We start from the raw sequence: 17,534 nt of genomic DNA, 5'->3' as shown, positions 1-17,534 counted from the left end.
TCGCGCTTTTCCCTTTCGGCGGTTCCGACTCTATCAGATCCTTTCGGGCCTGATTCCCAGTCAGCGGGATTCGCCTTCCCGGCCGTTGGGCCGTTCCGACGCCGAAACTCTAGCGGATTTTCCCGGCGACTCATAATCGAGTCCTCGAAATTAATTTCGGCATGCCGAAATTGCCCCGAGTGGGAGATCGTGCTGAGTTTTGGTTGCCGCGTCCGCGACAGGATCGGTTGTCGCAGGACCGTTCCGGCTCCGTGACAACTCGAAGAACTTTACGGATCGGGGTGGGGCATGTCAACCCCACCAGGTCAAGCGGTTTCCGGGCGGCCGACCGCCCCGGCTGCCGTCGGGGCGGTCATCGCGTCGGCCGTCGGGCCGACCGCCGGGTCAGTCCAGGTCGGTGAGGCGGCCGCCGGCGTCCGGCTGGGCGTGCTCCACTCGGCGCAGGACGCGGATCAGCATGTCGCCGAGGGCACCCCGCTCCTCCGCCGTGAAGTCCTGGAGCAGGTCCTCCTCGAAGGCGGTGGCCATGCGCATCGCCTCCAGCCATTTCGTACGGCCCTCGTCGGTCACCTCGACGATCACGCGCACCCGGTTGTTCTCGTCCCGGTCGCGGGTGACCAGGCCCTCGGCCGCCATGCGGTCGATCCGGTGGGTCATCGCGGCCGGGGTGAGGCCGAGGCGCTTCGCGAGCTCGCCCGGACCCAGACGGTAGGGGGAGCCGGCCAGCACCAGGGTCTTGAGGACCTCCCACTCGGCGTTGCTGATGCCGAGGGTGGCCAGCTGGCGTCCGTACGCCACGTTCATCCGGCGGTTCAGTCGGCCGAGGGCCGAGACGACCTGTTCGACCTGTGGGTCGAGGTCGCGGAACTCCCGCTGATACGCGGCGATCTGCTCGTCGAGGCTCGGCTCCTGCGGGCCGGGCTGCTCGGTGGTGTCAGACATGGCGGGCAGTATGGCACGCCCGCCAAAGTCATCGAAGTCCTTCGACCTGAATTGTTGACCTTCTAACTTTAGTGCTAAAGTCTTCGGGTTCGAGTCGTTGGTATGGCCCGGCATGTCGGCATGCCGGTTCGAGAGCTTGAGGCAGGTGAGTGTGACCAGGGAGATGGGGGCAGCGCTGCGGCGGATCCAGCTGGGAAGCGCGTTGAGCGCGTTCGGGCTGGGGTTCACCGTTCCGTACCTGTACGTCTACGTGGCACAGGTGCGGGATCTGGGTGCGGGTACGGCGGGAGTCGTGCTGGCGGTCTTCGCCATGGCGGCGCTGGCCGTTCTGCCGTTCACGGGCCGTGCCATCGACCGGCGCGGGCCGTTGCCGGTACTGGTCGTCGCCTCGGCCGTCGCCTCTCTGGGCGCGGTGGCGCTCGGTCTGTCGTCCGGTGTGACCGCGTCCGTGCTGTCGGCCGCGGTCCTGGGCGCGGGTACGGCGGTCATGCAGCCGGCGCTCGCCACGATGCTCGTGTGGTGCTCCAGCACCGCCTCCCGCACGCGCGCCTTCGCCACGCAGTTCTTCCTGCAGAACCTCGGGCTCGGCATCGGCGGGCTGGTCGGCGGGCAGATCGTGGACACGTCCCGGCCGGGGACCTTCACCCTGCTGTTCCTCATCGAGGCCGCGATGTTCGTGGTGCTGGGTGTCATCACCTGCACCGTGCGGCTGTCCCGTACGCCGTCCTTCTCGGGCGCGCGGCCCACCGACGGGTCCGGATCGGCGGGCGGGCTGCGGGCGCTGCTGTCGCACCGGGCCATGGTGCAGCTGTGCGTGCTGGGTTTCGTGCTGTTCTTCGCCTGCTACGGGCAGTTCGAGTCGGGTCTCGCCGCGTACGGCACCGAGGCCGCCGGGATCCAGCCCTCGACCCTCGGTGTCGCGCTGGCCGCCAACACCGCCGTCATCGTCGTGGCGCAGTTCGTCGTGCTGCGGATGGTGGAGCGCCGCCGCCGCAGCCGGGTCATCGCGCTGGTCGGCCTGATCTGGGCGTTCGCCTGGGTCGTGGCGGGCTTCGCGGGCCTCGGGCACGGCAGCCAGACCATGGCGACGGCCGCGATGATCTCCACGTACGCCCTCTTCGGGCTCGGTGAGTCGATGCTGTCGCCGACCGTCGCGCCGCTGGTCGCCGATCTCGCTCCGGAGTCGATGGTCGGGCAGTACAACTCCGCGTTCGCCCTGTGCAAGCAGCTCGCGCTGGCGGTCGGTCCGGCCGTGGGCGGGCCGATGGGGGCCACGCTGCACGGTCCGTACATCGTGACGTTCGTGCTGTTCTCACTGGGCATCACGGTGCTGGCGCTGCGGCTGGGCCGACGGCTCACCCCGGCGCAGGACCAGCCGTCGGCCGAGGTCACGCCGTCCCGGGTGGTGGCCGTCTCGAGGCCGGAGGCCGAGCCCGCGCCCGCGCCCAGCTGCCACTGATTCACCGGGTCGGCCCGAGCGGGAGCGGACCGGACGCGCTGGAACAAAGGGGCCCTGTGCACAACAGGGCCCCTTTGTTCGTGCTCATCTCTCCTGCGGCAGGTCTGCGCTCACCGCTCCTGCGGCAGGGCGAATTCGCACCAGACCGCCTTGCCTCCGCCCGGCCTGCGACGGCAACCCCAGGACGTGGCGATCGTCGCGACGATGGAGATGCCGCGCCCCGATTCGTCCGCCGGATCGGCGCGACGGCGGCGGGGCAGGTGGTCGTCGCCGTCGGTCACCTCGATGATCAGGCGGCGGTCGGTGCGGCGCAGTCCCAGGCGCATCGGTGGCGTGCCGTGCTTGAGGGAGTTCGCGACGAGTTCACCCGCGGCCAGGACGCCCAGGTCGCGGAGTTCGACCGGGAACCGCCACGACGTCAGGACACCGGTCGCGAAGGCGCGGGCGCGCGGGGCGGCCTCGATGCCGCCGAGGAGATCGAGCGAGGCGTTGTGGAACAGCTCCGCGTCGGCCCCGGTCCGGGCGGGATGCTGGACCACCAGCACCGCCACGTCGTCGTCGTGTTCCGCGGTGACGCCGAGGGAACGGATCAGCCGGTCGCAGACGACCTGGGGCGAGCCCTTGGCGCCCGAGAGGGCGCGCTCCAGCGCGGCGACACCCTCGTCGATGTCCTCGCTGCGGCGCTCGACCAGGCCGTCCGTGTAGAAGACCGCGGTGGAGCCGGGCGGCAGCTCGATCGTGCCCGATGTGTGGATCCAGCCGCCGGTGCCGAGCGGTGGTCCGGTCGGGTCCTCGGCGCGGTGGACCGTGCCGTCCTCGTGGCACACCAGGATCGGCAGGTGCCCGGCGGAGGCGTAGACGAGCCGGCCCTCGTTCGGATCGTGGACCGCGTAGGCGCAGGTGGCGATCTGGCTGGCGTCGATCTCGGCGGCGAGACCGTCGAGGAGCTGGAGCACCTCGTGCGGCGGGAGGTCGAGCCGGGCGTAGGCGCGTACGGCGGTGCGGAGCTGCCCCATGACGGCGGCGGCCCGCACCCCGCGGCCCATCACGTCGCCGATGACCAGGGCGGTGCGGCCGGCGCCGAGCGTGATGACGTCGTACCAGTCGCCGCCGACCGCCGCGTCCGTGCCGCCGGGCTGGTAGGTGGCGGCGATCCGCAGGTCGTCGGGCTGTTCCAGTTCCTGCGGGAGCAGCGAGCGCTGGAGGGTGACGGCCGTTTCGCGGTGGCGGCGCTCGCTGGCGCGGAGCCGTTCGGCCGCTTCGGCGTGGTCGGTGACGTCGGCGGCGTACACGAGCACTCCGCGCCCGGCGTCGTCGCCCGCGCTCCCGTTCCCGTTCCTGCTCCTGCTTCCGGCCCTGCCGCGGTTCGTACCCCTGTCCTTGTCCTTCCTCCGGTTCCTGCCCGGGGTCCTGCTCGCGTCGTCGGCCGCTTCGGCGTCGCCGTCCCGGTGCACGGGGGTGCAGGTCACGGTGTACGAATTGCCGTTGCGGACCTTGCGGGACTTGACCGTGCGGGGCGTGCCGCTGCGCAGGACCTGGTCCATGAGGGGCAGCAGGCTGAGTTCGGCGAGTTCGGGCATGGCCTCGGCGGCGGTGGCACCGATCGGGCGCGGGCCGAAGGCGGCGACGTAGGCGTCGTTGACGTACTCGATCCGGTGGTCGGGGCCGTGCACCAGGGCCACGAGAGCGGGCAGCCTGCCCAGCAGGTCCCGCGCGGAGAGGTCTTCCAGGGCGGGGCCGCCGGTCCCGGCGGGACGGCCGTCGTGCGCGTCGTCCCGCGTCTCGTCGCCCACGCCGTCGCACGTCCCGTCCTGCCCGCCGTCGGGCAGGACGCCGGACAGGCCGTCGGGCGTGACCGTGCCCGGGTCGTCGTCCGGCGGGCGGGGTCCGGACTCGGGGTGCCCGTACTCGGCGCGCGCCGGGGGTACGGAGCTGCGGTCGTCCCGAGCGGCGGCGCGGCGCTGCGTTCCGGGTAGGCGGGCGCTCCAACGCGTGAAGTTCACGGAATTTCTGGCCTCGTGTGTCGGTGTGGTCCGCTCGGGCGGGCTGATTCCTCTGCCGGTCCCGGTTCCCCCTGCCGGATCCGGCCGTCCCGGCCGGTCCCTCGGTTCCGTGGGATCCGGCGGTTGCGTCGGTTCTGGCGGTGCGGGCGGATCCGGTGGTTCCGGCGGTTCTGTCGGGGGCGGACCCGGGAGAGCGCAGCCGGGCCTCATCGCGCTGATCGTGCCTTCGAGGCGTCAGAGGTGCCGGAGGCGTCAGAGGTGTCCGGCGCCCGTGATGCGCCCGGTTTCCCCGGCGCATCACACGCGTGTGATGCCTCTGGTGCTTCTGATACCTCTGATGTCTCTGATGCGTCTCGGACATCGGGGATGTCGCTGCTGTTCACTGTCTCGTCGCTGCCGGCCGGGGTCACTCTGCGCAGGTGTGGGCCCACCTATGGTCACACGTCCAGTGTGGCGGACCGTACTGACAGTTGTCGGTACGGCGATGCCGCGGTCGGGTGAGGCTGCGGGCCGACGGCCGGTCAGCTTCCGTGCCCCGGTGGGCCGTCGGGTCCGGCGGGGCGCCGGGGGCCCGGTGGGCCGCCCGGCCCCATGGGCCGACCGGGGCCCGGCGGGCCTCCGGTGGTCGGCGGGCCGCCCGGTCCGGGCCGTCCCCCTCCCGCGGCACGTTCGAATTCGGCCCGCGGATGTTCCAGTGAGCCGAGGGAGACGACCTCGCGCCTGAAAAGACCGGCGAGCGTCCATTCCGCCAGGACCCGGGCCTTCCGGTTGAGCGTCGGGACGCGGCTGAGGTGGTATGTGCGGTGCAGCAGCCATGCCGGACACCCCTTGAGGGCGCGACCGCGCACCTGGGCCACGCCCTTGTGGAGGCCCAGAGAAGCGACGGAGCCCATGGAGGCGTGGCGGTACTCCTTGAGGGGGCCGCCGTCGAGCGACGCGAGGACGTTCCCGGCCAGGACCTTGGCCTGGCGCACGGCGTGCTGGGCGTTGGGGGCGGTGCTGACGCCCTTCTCGGAGGCCGTCAGGTCGGGTACGGCCGCGGCGTCCCCGGCCGCCCAGGCGTGCTCGACGCCCTCGACGGCGAGTTCCGCCGTGCATCTGAGCCGGCCGCACTCGTCGAGCGGCAGATCGGTGGCGGCGAGGACCGGTGCCGGTTTGACGCCCGCGGTCCACACGAGGGTGCGGGTCGGGATGCGGGAACCGTCGCTCAGCACGGCGACGCGGTGCTCGCAGGACTCCAGCCGGGTGTCGAGGCGCACGTCGATGTTGCGGCCGCGCAGCTCGCGGATCACGTACAGCCCCAGCACCTCGCCGACCTCGGGAAGGATGCGGCCGGACGCCTCGACGAGGATCCACTTCATGTCCTCCGCCTTGATGTTGCGGTAGTACCGCGAGGCGTGACGGGCCATGTCCTCCAGCTCGGCCAGCGCCTCGACGCCCGCGTAGCCGCCGCCGACGAAGACGAAGGTGAGGGCGGCGGCGCGAAGGGCCGGGTCGCGGGTGGTGGAGGCGATGTCCATCTGCTCGATGACGTGGTTGCGCAGCCCGATGGCCTCTTCGACGGTCCTGAAGCCGATGCCGTGGTCGGCGAGGCCGGGCACCGGGAGGGTGCGCGAGACGGAACCGGGCGCGAGGACGAGTTCGTCGTACGGGATCTCGACGGCGCCCGTGCCGTCCTCCATGGTGGCGAGCGTGGCCACGGTGGCCGTGCGCCCGGAGTGGTCGATGTGCCGCGCGGCCACGGTGGCCGTGCGCCCGGAGTGGTCGATGTGCCGCGCCTCGCCGATCACGATCCGGCAGTGCGCCAGGACCCGGCGCAGCGGCACGACGACATGGCGCGGCGAGATCGAGCCTGCGGCCGCCTCGGGCAGAAACGGCTGGTACGTCATATAGGGCTCGGGGGTGACGACGACGATCTCGGCCCGGCCTTCCCTGAGCCGCTGCTTCAGCTTCCGCTGGAGACGCAGCGACGTGTACATCCCGACGTAGCCGCCGCCGACGACGAGAATGCGTACGCACGCCGGGGGGCCGGGGGGTGTTCCCCCGGAATCTGAAGCCATCACCACCCCATGACGCAACGGGCTCAAGGGTTTGTCCACAGCCCCGGCAAATTGTGTGACCGGAGATCTCGGAGGGGCGGCGCCGTCGGTGGCCGCGATGTCGCATGAGCCGCGCAGGTCAGGGGCCGGGGTGGGGCTGCGGGCCGGGGTCGCCCGGACGGTCGGCCGGTCCTCGCACCGATCGGAGACGCTCCGTGCGGAACTACCCTCTTCTGAATTGACGCGGGCTCAACTATGTTCGTATGTCGTCGGAGTGCCGGGTCGGGACCAAGATCCACTCTCTGGCTCAGACTGCGGGAAGTCTCCGGGGGGAGACGCCATTACCGGGGGAACATCATGCATATTCAGGATCCTCATTGGCAGACCGCTGCGGCGGTTACGCCCCATTCGTCCGATGGAAACGGCCGAGGCGGCGCCGTCGGAACCGTGGCGACCATCGACGAGGTGACGCCGGTCGGTACGACGGGGACGACCATGACGGCGACGACCACGACGGGCGTGACGAACGGGGCGAACGGAACGAACGGCCGGTCGACCCCGCTCCGTGTGGACGCCCAGCGCAACCTGGAACACGTGCTGCGCGCCGCGCGCGAGGTGTTCGGCGAGCTGGGGTACGGGGCCCCGATGGAGGACGTGGCGCGTCGCGCCAGGGTCGGCGTCGGCACGGTGTACCGACGGTTCCCGAGCAAGGACGTGCTGGTCCGGCGGATAGCCGAGGAGGAGACCGCCCGGCTGACGGACCAGGCGCGGACCGCTCTGGGGCAGGAGGAGGAGCCGTGGTCGGCGCTGTCGCGCTTCCTGCGCACGTCCGTCGCCTCGGGCGCGGGCCGGCTGCTGCCGCCGCAGGTGCTCCGGGTCGGCGTCGACGCGGACGCGGTCGTCGGTTCCGACGCCGGTTCGGCGGCCGAGTCCGCAGCTGCCGGGGCGGAAGCCGCTTCCGGGGCCGGGAACGCGGGCGCGGGCGGCTCGGCGCCGATCGGGGAGGCGGGGGCCGTCGCGGTGATCCTGCCGGGCTCGGGCACCACGTGGGTGCCCCAGCAGCGGCAGGGCACGGGTCCGGACGACCTCCGGCCGGCCGAGGCGCGTGCCGTTCCGGAGGCCGGGCACGGCGGCATGGACGACGCCGGGGCCGGTGAGCTGCTGGAGGTCGTCGGACAACTCGTGGACCGGGCGCGTGCGGCCGGTGAGCTGCGCCGTGACGTGACGGTGGCGGATGTGCTGCTGGTCATCGCGACGGCGGCGCCTTCGCTACCCGACGCGGCTCAGCAGGCGGCGGCTTCGAGCCGGCTGCTGGACATCCTGCTGGAGGGGCTGCGCTCCCGGCCCGCCGCCTGAGCCGGGGCCGCCCCCGGTCCGTCGGAGGGCGGGGGCGGCCACCGGAGGTCCGGGCAGCCGTCCGAGGCCGGCTCGCGCTTCGGAGATCGGGAGCGCTGAGGCGCCGCCCTGCCGTTCCCAGCCTTTCGCCACGGACCCACCGCCGGTCCGTGGCCCAGCCACTGGCGGTCCACTACCGGTCCACTACGGATGCGCCACCCGTCCGCGGCCGTTCCGCCGCCGTTCCACGGTGCTTCCGCAGTCGATCCGCAGTCTCCGCACGGCCGTTACCGGCTCGTCGCGCGGCTTTTCCGGAGCTCGTCGCACGGTCGGTCCACGGCTGATCGGCGGCTCGCTCGTGGCCGAATTCCGTTTGACCCGCGACCATTTCACGGCCGAATCCCGGCCGAATCTCGATCGAATGCCTGGCGTTCCCCGGTGGTTCCTCATCGCCGTACGGGCCTGAACGGCCCTCGTCGACGGGGTCTTTGCCCGATGCCCGCCCTGCCCGCGTGAAAAGGCGCTCGGATACTCTTCCCCGAATGAGCGGTGATCAGAGCTCATATTCGAGAGAACACCCCGGATGAGTGGTTGCCGGGGCTGAGGGTCCGGCGTGATTGCGCCATGTGGCACGCTTGCCCGATGTTCGGGTCCGACAGCGCATACGGGGGCTATCGCGATGAGCGGTGACGGGCAGCAGGAAGAGTCCTTCGACGACGTCGCCGCCGCGGGCGGTCTGTCGGAGGCCGATGGCCCGTTCGCCCGCCAGGTGCCGCATCAGGGCGGCCCGGGACGATCGGGAGGCGGCGCCGATGCCGGCACCGTCCTGCCGGGCCCGTGGCCGGGGGCGCGCGACACCGGCGTCGACGCGGGTGTCGAGGCCGCGGTGCCGATGCAGCGGGAGGGCGGCAGCGCCACCGACGGTGCCGGTTCCGACGCCGATCTGATCAGGCAGATGCGCAGCGGCGACGACCACGCGTACGAGGAGCTGTTCCGACGGCACTCGGACGCGGTGCGCCGCTACGCGCGCAGTTGCTGCCGGGACGCGCACACCGCCGACGACCTGACGGCCGAGGTCTTCGCACGCACGCTGCAGGCGGTACGGAGGGGCAAGGGCCCCGAGGAAGCGGTGCGGGCCTACCTCATGACGGCCGTCCGGCATGTCGCGGCCGCCTGGACCAAGACCGCGAAGCGGGAGCAACTGGTCGAGGACTTCGCCGTGTTCGCCACGCAGGCCGCCGCGTCCTCGCAGGTGTCGGACCTGGAGACGCTCGACCTCGGCGCGGATGTGCACGCGATGCACGAGGCCGAGCGTTCGATGGCGATGCGGGCCTTCCGCAGCCTGCCGGAGCGCTGGCAGGCGGTGCTGTGGCACACCACCGTCGAGGAGGAGTCGCCCGGCGAGATCGCCCCGTTGTTCGGGCTGACCGCCAACGCCACCGCAGTCCTGGCCAGTCGGGCCCGCGAGGGGCTCAAGCAGGCGTACCTCCAGGCTCATGTGAGTCAGGCGCTCACCTCCGGCGGCGACTGCGCGCGCTACGCCGACCGGCTCGGGGCGTATGCCCGGGGCGGGCTCCGGATGCGGGCCGAGCGCGGGCTGCGCGGGCATCTCGACGAGTGCGCGAAGTGCAGGCTCGCGGCGGGCGAACTGGCCCATGTCAATGCCGGGATTCCGGCGCTGCTGCCCGTTGCGGTCATCGGCTGGATCGCTGCCGGGTACTCGCTCAAGGCCGCTGGGATCGCCGCCGGTGGGGCTGCCGGGGCGGCCGGCGCGGGAGCCGCCGCGGCGGCGACCGGCGGGGGCTCCTCCGGGGGCGCGGGCGGCGGTGGCGCGTTCTCGGAAGGGCTCGGCACGCCGGTGAAGGCCGGCATCGTGACGGCGGTCGTCGTGGCCGCGGCGGCCGGGCTGGCCTGGGCCATGGTCGGCAGCGACCAGCCGGGGCCCGACGCCGGGCACGCCACCCAGCCCGCCGTCGCGGCACCCGCAATGCCGCCGCCCGCCCCGCCGAATCCGACATCGTCCTCGCGTTCCAAGCCGTCGGCGCCCTCCGCACCGGTGCCGCCCGCCGCCGCGTCGCCCGCCGCGCCCCCGTCGGCATCGGCGCCCTCGGCCCCGGCGCCGAATCCCCCGTCGAAGCCCACGTCCAAGCCGACCACGACGACGGCTCCGGACCCCACGCGTCCGCCGACCGCGCCGCCTCCCGCGCCCGGACCGACGGCGACGGCGACCACGACCGGGAAGCCCACGCCGACCGACCCCGGGTCGCCCCCCGACCCGACCCCGACCCCGACCCCACCGCCCACCGTCTACCGGCTCAGCGAGCTGCGCTACTCGACGACCGGCGACCACACCGAACCCGAAGTGGTGGTGAACGAGAGCAACTGGCTCTGGCAGCGCTCCGGCCTGTGGATCGGCGGCAGGCAGTACGCCCACGGCGTGACCGTTCACAGCAAGTCCTCGGTCACGATCCAGCTGAACCGGCAGTGCTCGCGGTACGAGGCCATGGTCGGGCTCGACGACATGTCGCTGGGGCTGGGCGCGGTGCGCTTCTCCGTCCTCGGCGGTGACGGTTCGCTGCTGTGGCGGTCCTCGGTGCTGCACGGCGGCGCCCCGGCCGTACCCGTCGATGTCGGCATCACCGGTCAGACCAGGATCCGGCTCGTCGTCGAGCGGATGCAGCACGGCAGCGGCGCGGCACTCGCCGACTGGGCGGATTCGGGCCTCAACTGCCGCTGAGACGATCGTCCCGGAGCTTCGTCGAGGTGTCCGGGAGCTCCGCGCAGATACGGGTCAGCAGGTCGATGACGTCGTCGACCGTCAGCGTCCGGCCGACGGCGCGCTCCGACTCGTACGCCTGAACCCCCAGTTCCGCGCGGGCCGACCGCTCGGCCTCGTCCGCCTCGGCCCGTTGCGCACCGGTCCGGGTGTCGGTGGGCCGCCAGCCGTCGGCCGCCGCCCGTATCCGTACTGCTTCGCCGTGGCGGCCCAGCTTCGGCAGCACGGCCGCCACGCCGTCCACCAGGTGTCCGGTGACGAGTTCGGCGCACTGGGCGTCCCGCGCCTCGCTCAGTGCCTGCGTCAGGCCGCGTACCCCGGCCTCCGGACCGCGCCCCGGTCCGTCCTCGTGCACCGAGATCCGCGCGTCCAGTCCCTTGATCACCGTCGTGAAGTGCGACGGCGGACTGCCCCGCCCGGCCGCCTCCTCCACCTCCGTGATCAGCCGTCGCGCCTCCGCGATCTCACCGCGGTCCAGGGCCAGGGTGGCGCGCAGGAAGCGGGCGTAGGCGCGGGCGTCGTGCACCTGGAGGTGCTCCGCCCCGGCCTCGGCCTCGGCAAGCAGCCGTTCGAACCCGGCCATGTCACCGGTCCGGTGGGCGAGTTCGGCGAGGCGCGCGAGCAGGAACGGCACCTCGGCGTGCGCCCCGACCTCGCGGGCGAGGGTCAGCGCCTCCTCGTACGCCGCGGCCGCCTCCTCGTACCGACCGCGCATGACGCCCGCCTCGGCGGTGGCGCTCGCGACCTGGGCCCGCAGCCAGCGGTCGCCGACCCGCTGGGCCAGCTCGCGCAGTTCGGCGAGATCGTCGTCGACCCCGGGCATGCCGCCCGGCATGTCCACGGTCATGTGGGTACGGAACATCAGCATGACGCCGTACTCCCAGGCGCCCCCATGGACCCGGGCGTTGGCGACCGCCGCCTCGACCCTCGCACGCGTTTCGGCGGTGGTGCGGGTCACGAACGCGGTCATCGGCCAGAGCAGCCCCGGGAAGCGGGCACCCTGCGGGCCGGAGGACATGAAGACGTCGGCCACCCGCTCCATCAGCTCCCACCACCCGTCGGCATGGTCGAAGTCATCGGCCGGACCGTTCTCCACCGTGAGGAAGAACCTCAGCATCTGCAGCCGCATGCGCGGCCAGAAGCGGGGATCGCCGTCGTGCGGCGGCTCCGGTCCGAGCGTCATGGCCCGCTCGCACCAGCTCAGGCCCTCCGTGCGGTGGTTGCGCAACCACCAGAACCACCCCATGCCGAGGACCAGTCGCGCCGCGTCCGCCTCCGACGGCTCGGTGACGACGGTGCGGGTGAGGGCGGCCCGGATGTTGTCCAGGTCGGTCTCCAGGCGTGCTATCCAGTGCAGTTGCTCGCCGGAACGCAGGCGGGGATCGGCCTCCTCGACGAGCGCGGCGAAGTAGGCGGTGTGCGCGTTCGCCGCGGCGGCCCGCAGGGCGGGGGTCTCGGCCGCACGCTCGCCTGCGTACTCGTGGATGGTCTCCAGGAGGCGGTAGCGCATCCCACCGGTGGCGGTCGGCGCGGCGACGACGAGGGACTTGTCGACGAGCGAGCCGATCAACGAGGCGGTCGAACCGGCCGACGAACCGGTCGAGCCGATCGCTTCGGCGGCGTCCTCCGCCCCGACCGGGCTCCCGACACCGTCCTCCGCCATGCCCGGGCTCCCGACGACACCTGCCGTCACGGCCGGGCTCTCGGCGACGGCTTCCGCCGCGGCCAGGTCCCAGCCGCCCGCGAAGACCGAGATCTGCCGCAGCAGGGTGCGTTCGTCCTCGTCGAGCAGGTCCCAGGACCAGTCGACGACGGCACGCAGCGTCTGCTGACGTGGCAGGGCGGTCCTGGCTCCGCCGGTGAGCAGACGGAACCGGTCGTCGAGCCGGTCCGCGATCTGGCGCGGGCCGAGCATCCTCAGCCGGGCGGCGGCGAGTTCGATGGCGAGCGGCTGGCCGTCGAGCCGTCGGCAGATCTCCGCCACCGCGTCGGGGTCGCGCGCGGACTCCCGTACGAGGTCGAAGTCGGGGCGTACGGCGCGGGCGCGCTCGGCGAACAGTCGGTGGGCGGGGTCGGCCGGGAGCGGCCCGACCGGGCGTATCGATTCTCCGGGGACGCCGAGGGGTTCGCGGCTGGTGGCGAGGACACGCAGCCGCGGACAGCGGGTGAGCAGCGTTTCGGCGAGCGTGGCAGCCGCGTCGACGACGTGCTCGCAGTTGTCCAGGATCAGCAGGACGGGACCGACGCGGGAGCGGTGCGCCAGATGGTCGACGAGGATCTCGACCGGGTCCCTGCGCGGCGGCTGCCCGTCGCGGGCGTTGTCCAGCAGAAGTGTCGTGCCGCGCAGCCCGAGGGCGGAGAGCACGGCTCCGGGAACATCGGCCGGGTCGTCCACGGGGGCCAGTTCGGCGATCCAGGCTTCCAGGGGCGGGAGGTCCGGGAGCGAGGGGCCGGGGAACCGCTGGTCGGCCCCCGGCGGGCTCGACCGGATCGCGGCCTCCTCGGCGAGACGGGTCTTTCCGGAGCCTCCGGGCCCGGTCAGGGTCACCAGCCGGGACCGGTTCAACTCCTCGTGTATGGATCGCAGTTCCGGCTCACGGCCGACGAACGAGGTGAGCCGTGGACGGATGTTGCCCGGGACCGGCGCGGAACCGGAAGCGGCGGGGGCTCGTACCGGATCCGGCGAGACGTCCGGAGGACGGAGCAACTCCCGGTGCAGGGCACGGAGTTCCGGACCGGGGTCGGCGCCGAGCCCCTCGGCTAGAGCGCGGCGGGTCTCCTCGTACGCGGCCAGCGCGTCGGCCCGGCGGCCCTCGGCACGCAGGGCACGGATCAGCTTGCCCCGGAAACGCTCGTCGTACGGGTGGGTGACGATCAGCTCCCTCAACTCCGGTACGAGAGCGCCCGGTCCCTGCCCCGGCCCGGGTCCGGGGCCCGGGCCGTGGTCCCGGCCCGGACCCGAAGCGGGCCTCTCGCCGAGAGCCGCACCACCGTCCCCGGCCACGCGAACTGCCCCGGTCCCGGTCCCGGCCGCGCCACCGTCCCCGGTGGCGCACCGCAGATCGGCCTCGATACGGCGCTCCAGCGCGGTCAGGCGGTGGGCCTCCGGGCGCAGTCCGTGCCCGTGGCCCCCGTCCGGCAGGTCGGCCAGGGCGGGACCGCGCCACAGCGCGAGCGCGGTGCGCAGCGTCCGGGCGGCCGCGACGGGGTCCCCCGCGTCGAGCTCCTCGGCACCCCGACGGGACAGCCGCTCGAACCTGTGCAGATCGACCTCGTCGGACGTCGCCTCCAGGCGGTAGCCGCCCCGGGTACGGGTGATCGTGTCCCTGCCCAGCGCCCGGCGCAGCCGGCCCACGAGCGCCTGGAGCGCGGCGGGGGCGTCGTACGGGGGTTCATCGCCCCAGATGTCGTCGACGAGGACGTCCACGGGCACGGGCCGCCCGGCGCGCAGGGCGAGGGCGGTGAGGAGCGCGCGCAGCCGCGTACCGCCCACGGGCAGCACGTCGCCGTTCGTGTCTCGCGCTTCGGTGACGCCCAGGATCGAGTACCGCACCGGGCCATTCTGGCCCCGGGCCGGCCGAGGAGCGGCACCGAAGAGGCACCGGACACGCCGGACGGCAGAAACCCCACCATGCCCCGAGGCGATCCGGAATCCCGTCACCCCGGTCTTCGGGGCGGACCGGCCCCGGCCGCCCTGGGCTTCGGGGCGGACCGGCCCCGGCCGCCCTGGGCTTCGCGGCGGACCGGAGCCCCGCTACGGCTGCAGACTCCGCCGTGCCGGGACGACACCGTGCGCGACCGCGCGACGGCGCGGCGCCTCCGTACCCGTCCAGCACGTGCCGCGCCGCGACACGAGGCGGCGCAGCCAGAGTTCCATGGACGCCAGGTGGGCCAGGCCGTCCAGCGGGAGCGGTTCGCCGTCGGCGGCGGCGCGCAGGGCCTTGCGCACGACGCGCGCCTCGACCAGACCGGCGTCGGCGAGCAGCGGGGCGTCGAAGAGGGCCATCAGTTCGGGGAGCGCGGCGCGCAGACCGGTGCGGGCGGTCGCCTGGGAGGTGGCGTGCGAGGGGGTTCCCCAGCCGGGCGGCAGGTCGTGGACGCCCGCGCCCGCGAGCACCCGGCGCAGGATCGCGCCACGGGCGCCCGGCTGCACCCGGAGCGATTCGGGGAGCGCGCGGGCGGCGCGTACGACCTGGTTGTCGAGGAAGGGGGCGTGCAGGCGCTGGCTGCGGTTCTCGGCGGCCTGCTCCAGGATCCGGTGGTCTGCGGCGTACCGGGCGAGCGCCGCCCGTGCCCGGGCCTCGCCCGGCCGCTGGACGGAGACCGGCCGGACCGCCGCCTCCTGGAGACGAACGGATACTTCGGCGAGCGACTCCCCCGTCAGCCAGTGCGCGGCGGGGCCGGGCCGTGACCAGGCGAGGGCGGCGAGCGAGGCGTCGGCGGGGGTGTCGAGGTCGGGGGCGTGGCGGTTGGCGCCCGGCAGCCGGTCGGCCGCCGCTTCCAGTCCCGTGCGGTACGAGGTACGGGACAGGCGCCGGGCCGCGCGGTACACGGTGAACGGGACGAAGAAGGAGTGCGCGCTCGGGCCCTCGGCCTTGGCGAGTGCCGCGACCGGACGCAGCAGGTGGCGCCTGCGCCGGTCCATGAGCAGGTCGGCGAGGCGCGCGGGATGGGCGTCGAGGACCTGCCGGGCCCCGCCGCCGACGAAGTGGTCGGCGCTGCCCGAGGCGAGGCGGCGGCGGTGTCGCTCGGCGACGACGAGACAGGGCGCGGGTTCGTCGGTGAGCGGGCCGCCCAGCTCGGCGTAGGGCAGGGCCTCCTCCCCTCCGGTGACGACGACGTGGTGCAGGCGCGGGTCGGCGGCGATGACGCGGGCGCGTTCGAGTTCGTCCTCGTGCCCGTGCGCGGTGAGGTCGTTGAAGGTGACGGCGAGCAGCCGTTCCCCCGCGCCCGCGCCGTGGCCGAGGAGGCTTCCGGGCAGACCGGGCAGCCCCGGCAGTCCGGCGGCGAGCAGGGCGAGCGTTGCGGAGGCGCTGCCCCCGGAGAGGTCGGCACCGATGCCGGGAACGGGCGCGCCCCGCGCGGCGCGCCGGTCGGCGGGCCCCATTCCGGGGACCGGCCCGGGATCGGACGGCAGGGTTCCGGGCGCGTGACGCGGCGCGGCGAGTCTGGCGCGCACGGCGTCGACCAGCGCGTCCCGCACCCCGTCGACGGCGCTCACCGGGTCGAGTTCGGGCGCGGCGACGGCCAGTGAGGCCACCGCCTCGTAGCCCGTGATCTCGCGCGAACCCTCGCGAAGGATGAGCGCGTGCCCCGGCGGGATGCGCTTCACCCCCTCGTACGGGGTGCCGTCGCGCAGCGCCTCCGGGGTTTCGGGGCAGGCGAGCAGCGCGGCCAGGTGGCCGATGTCCAGCTGGGCCTCGACGAGGTCGGCGAGCGGGAGCGCGGCGGTGGCGTACGCGGTGCCGCCCGCCCAGGGGGTGTGGAAGACCGGGCGGGCTCCCGCCAGGTCTCCGATGACGCCGATCCTCCGGCCGACCTGGACGACGGCCGTGTAACTGCCGGGCCAGGAGGTGAGATGGCGCAGGGCCCCGCCGCGCGCGGCGAGGAGGCCGACCCGCAGTTGTTCGTCCGTGGCGCCGCAGCAGCCGAGGACGGCGAGCCGCGCGGTGGGCGCACCCTCGGCCGTCTCGACCGTGCTGACGCGGATCTCGTCCGGGCGCCAGTCGCCGACGGCCCACAGCGGATCCGGGTCGCCCCACAGGAGCTGGGAGCCCACCGGCTGTACGGTGCGCCCCGCGTCGATGCCACCGACCGCACCGGCGGTACCGGCGGCACCGGAGCGCGCGGCGACACTGCTCCACCCCACCAACCAACGCATCGCCGCCTCCACGGACTGTGGACGAAACGGCGCAGCGGAAACGCATCGGGAGAACTCCGGTGGTGCGCGCCGTCGTTGCGAACATGCTGCCACGACGGACACGTGCCGGAGGGGCTGCGGAGGGCGCACGTCGTACGGGCATGCGCCCCCGCCGGGGGCCGGACCGGGGCGGACGACGACCGGGTCCGGGCGGACATCCAGCAGCCGGCGGCCCTGCACAGGAGGCTCGGCGGTACGGGCGGCGCGCGGTCCGCGCGCGGCGGTACGGGCATCAACAGCCTTACGTCCCGGGCGTGTTGCCTACCATGCGCGAGCCGGATCACGCGGCCGATATCCGGCCACTCTCCGTGGCGTTCGCGGATCCGCGGCGGGCAGTCAGGGACGCGTCGGCGGGGATGTCCGCGAATCGATCGGGCCAACCTCGGCCGATCGATGATTTTCGGCCATTCTCAGGGCATGACGGAGCCTGGCAGCGGGGTACCCGCCGCCCCGGACGCCCTGTTTCACCCCGGTTCGCTCCCGGGCCCTTCCCGGGCTTCTCTCCCCGGCCTCTCTCCCGAAACACTCCTCCCGGCTTCTCCGGAAATCTCCCTTCGCGGCGGCATGCCGTCGGCACATGCCTCCGGAGAGGTCGCCGACGGCCCGACACCTGCTCGGGGCCCGTTTCCGGGCCCGTACCCACGCCCCGCGCCGCGCGCGGCCGGCACCGGGCACGCACCGCCCCGTACCGCCGCCGCACCGCTCCCCGCGCCGTTCCCGGCCGACGGCCGCGGACCGGCTTCCACGCACGGTCCGGGAGGCGTTCCGACGCCTCCCGGACCGGTCCACCGCCTGCGGGGAATGAGGCGGCAGTGTCCCCCAGCCCACTGGTTCCATCGCAGTGGGCCGACCCACGCAGCACCCATGGAAGCCCTTCCGAAACGGCCGGACGAGAGCGCACGGCCGGGCGCACGGCCACACACCAGGAGCACGCGTGAAACCCGTCGGACACCGCCTCCACGCTGTGCGAACACCACGCCCACGCTGCGCGGACGCCGCTCGCGGGAGCGCACGGACGGGGCATCGGCGGACACGGGACCGATCTTCGCGCGGCGCCGCA

The 17,534-nt window shown here is 73.6% G+C and carries 8 protein-coding genes; 3 read left to right on the top strand and 5 right to left on the bottom strand.

What is annotated here, in order from left to right:
* Window positions 1-384: 384 nt before the first annotated feature.
* On the bottom strand, window positions 385-942 hold the full coding sequence (locus tag AMK22_RS19525) for a MarR family winged helix-turn-helix transcriptional regulator (protein WP_073786682.1): 558 nt from the start codon (window positions 940-942) through the stop codon (window positions 385-387).
* A gap of 163 nt (window positions 943-1,105) precedes the next feature.
* Between AMK22_RS19525 and AMK22_RS19520 the strand changes: the two genes are divergently transcribed.
* Complete coding sequence (locus tag AMK22_RS19520) at window positions 1,106-2,401, top strand: MFS transporter (RefSeq protein ID WP_073786680.1); 1,296 nt, start codon at window positions 1,106-1,108, stop codon at window positions 2,399-2,401.
* 110 nt (window positions 2,402-2,511) lie between these two features.
* Here the strand turns inward: AMK22_RS19520 and AMK22_RS19515 are convergent, their stop codons facing one another.
* Together AMK22_RS19515 and AMK22_RS19510 are read right to left on the bottom strand one after the other, a co-directional pair.
* Window positions 2,512-4,404: an ATP-binding SpoIIE family protein phosphatase gene (locus AMK22_RS19515; protein WP_073786678.1), complete on the bottom strand. Its 1,893-nt coding sequence runs from the start codon at window positions 4,402-4,404 to the stop codon at window positions 2,512-2,514.
* A gap of 521 nt (window positions 4,405-4,925) precedes the next feature.
* The gene (locus tag AMK22_RS19510) at window positions 4,926-6,464 is read right to left on the bottom strand and encodes an NAD(P)/FAD-dependent oxidoreductase (RefSeq protein WP_073786676.1); all 1,539 of its coding nucleotides are present in this window, start codon (window positions 6,462-6,464) and stop codon (window positions 4,926-4,928) included.
* A 336-nt stretch (window positions 6,465-6,800) separates the two neighbouring features.
* Here AMK22_RS19510 and AMK22_RS19505 point away from each other — a divergent pair, with 336 nt between their 5' ends.
* Together AMK22_RS19505 and AMK22_RS19500 are read left to right on the top strand one after the other, a co-directional pair.
* Window positions 6,801-7,799, top strand: a complete 999-nt coding sequence (locus AMK22_RS19505; RefSeq protein ID WP_073786674.1) for a TetR/AcrR family transcriptional regulator — start codon at window positions 6,801-6,803, stop codon at window positions 7,797-7,799.
* 658 nt (window positions 7,800-8,457) lie between these two features.
* Window positions 8,458-10,515 carry a sigma-70 family RNA polymerase sigma factor gene (locus AMK22_RS19500; RefSeq protein WP_079186277.1) on the top strand — a complete coding sequence of 686 codons (2,058 nt, stop codon included), beginning with the start codon at window positions 8,458-8,460 and terminating at the stop codon, window positions 10,513-10,515.
* Here the strand turns inward: AMK22_RS19500 and AMK22_RS19495 are convergent.
* Window positions 10,502-14,107 (bottom strand): BTAD domain-containing putative transcriptional regulator, encoded by a 3,606-nt coding sequence (locus AMK22_RS19495; RefSeq protein ID WP_073786672.1) that lies wholly within the window; start codon window positions 14,105-14,107, stop codon window positions 10,502-10,504. The two genes, AMK22_RS19500 and AMK22_RS19495, sit on opposite strands and share 14 nt — an antisense overlap.
* Before the next feature lie 201 nt (window positions 14,108-14,308).
* Complete coding sequence (locus AMK22_RS19490; RefSeq protein WP_107430594.1) at window positions 14,309-16,435, bottom strand: asparagine synthase-related protein; 2,127 nt, start codon at window positions 16,433-16,435, stop codon at window positions 14,309-14,311.
* Between the last annotated feature and the right edge of the window lie 1,099 nt (window positions 16,436-17,534).

Source organism: Streptomyces sp. CB01580 (assembly GCF_001905795.1).
Taxonomy (GTDB): Bacteria; Actinomycetota; Actinomycetes; order Streptomycetales; family Streptomycetaceae; genus Streptomyces.
This window is presented reverse-complemented; position numbering and strand designations above follow the sequence as displayed.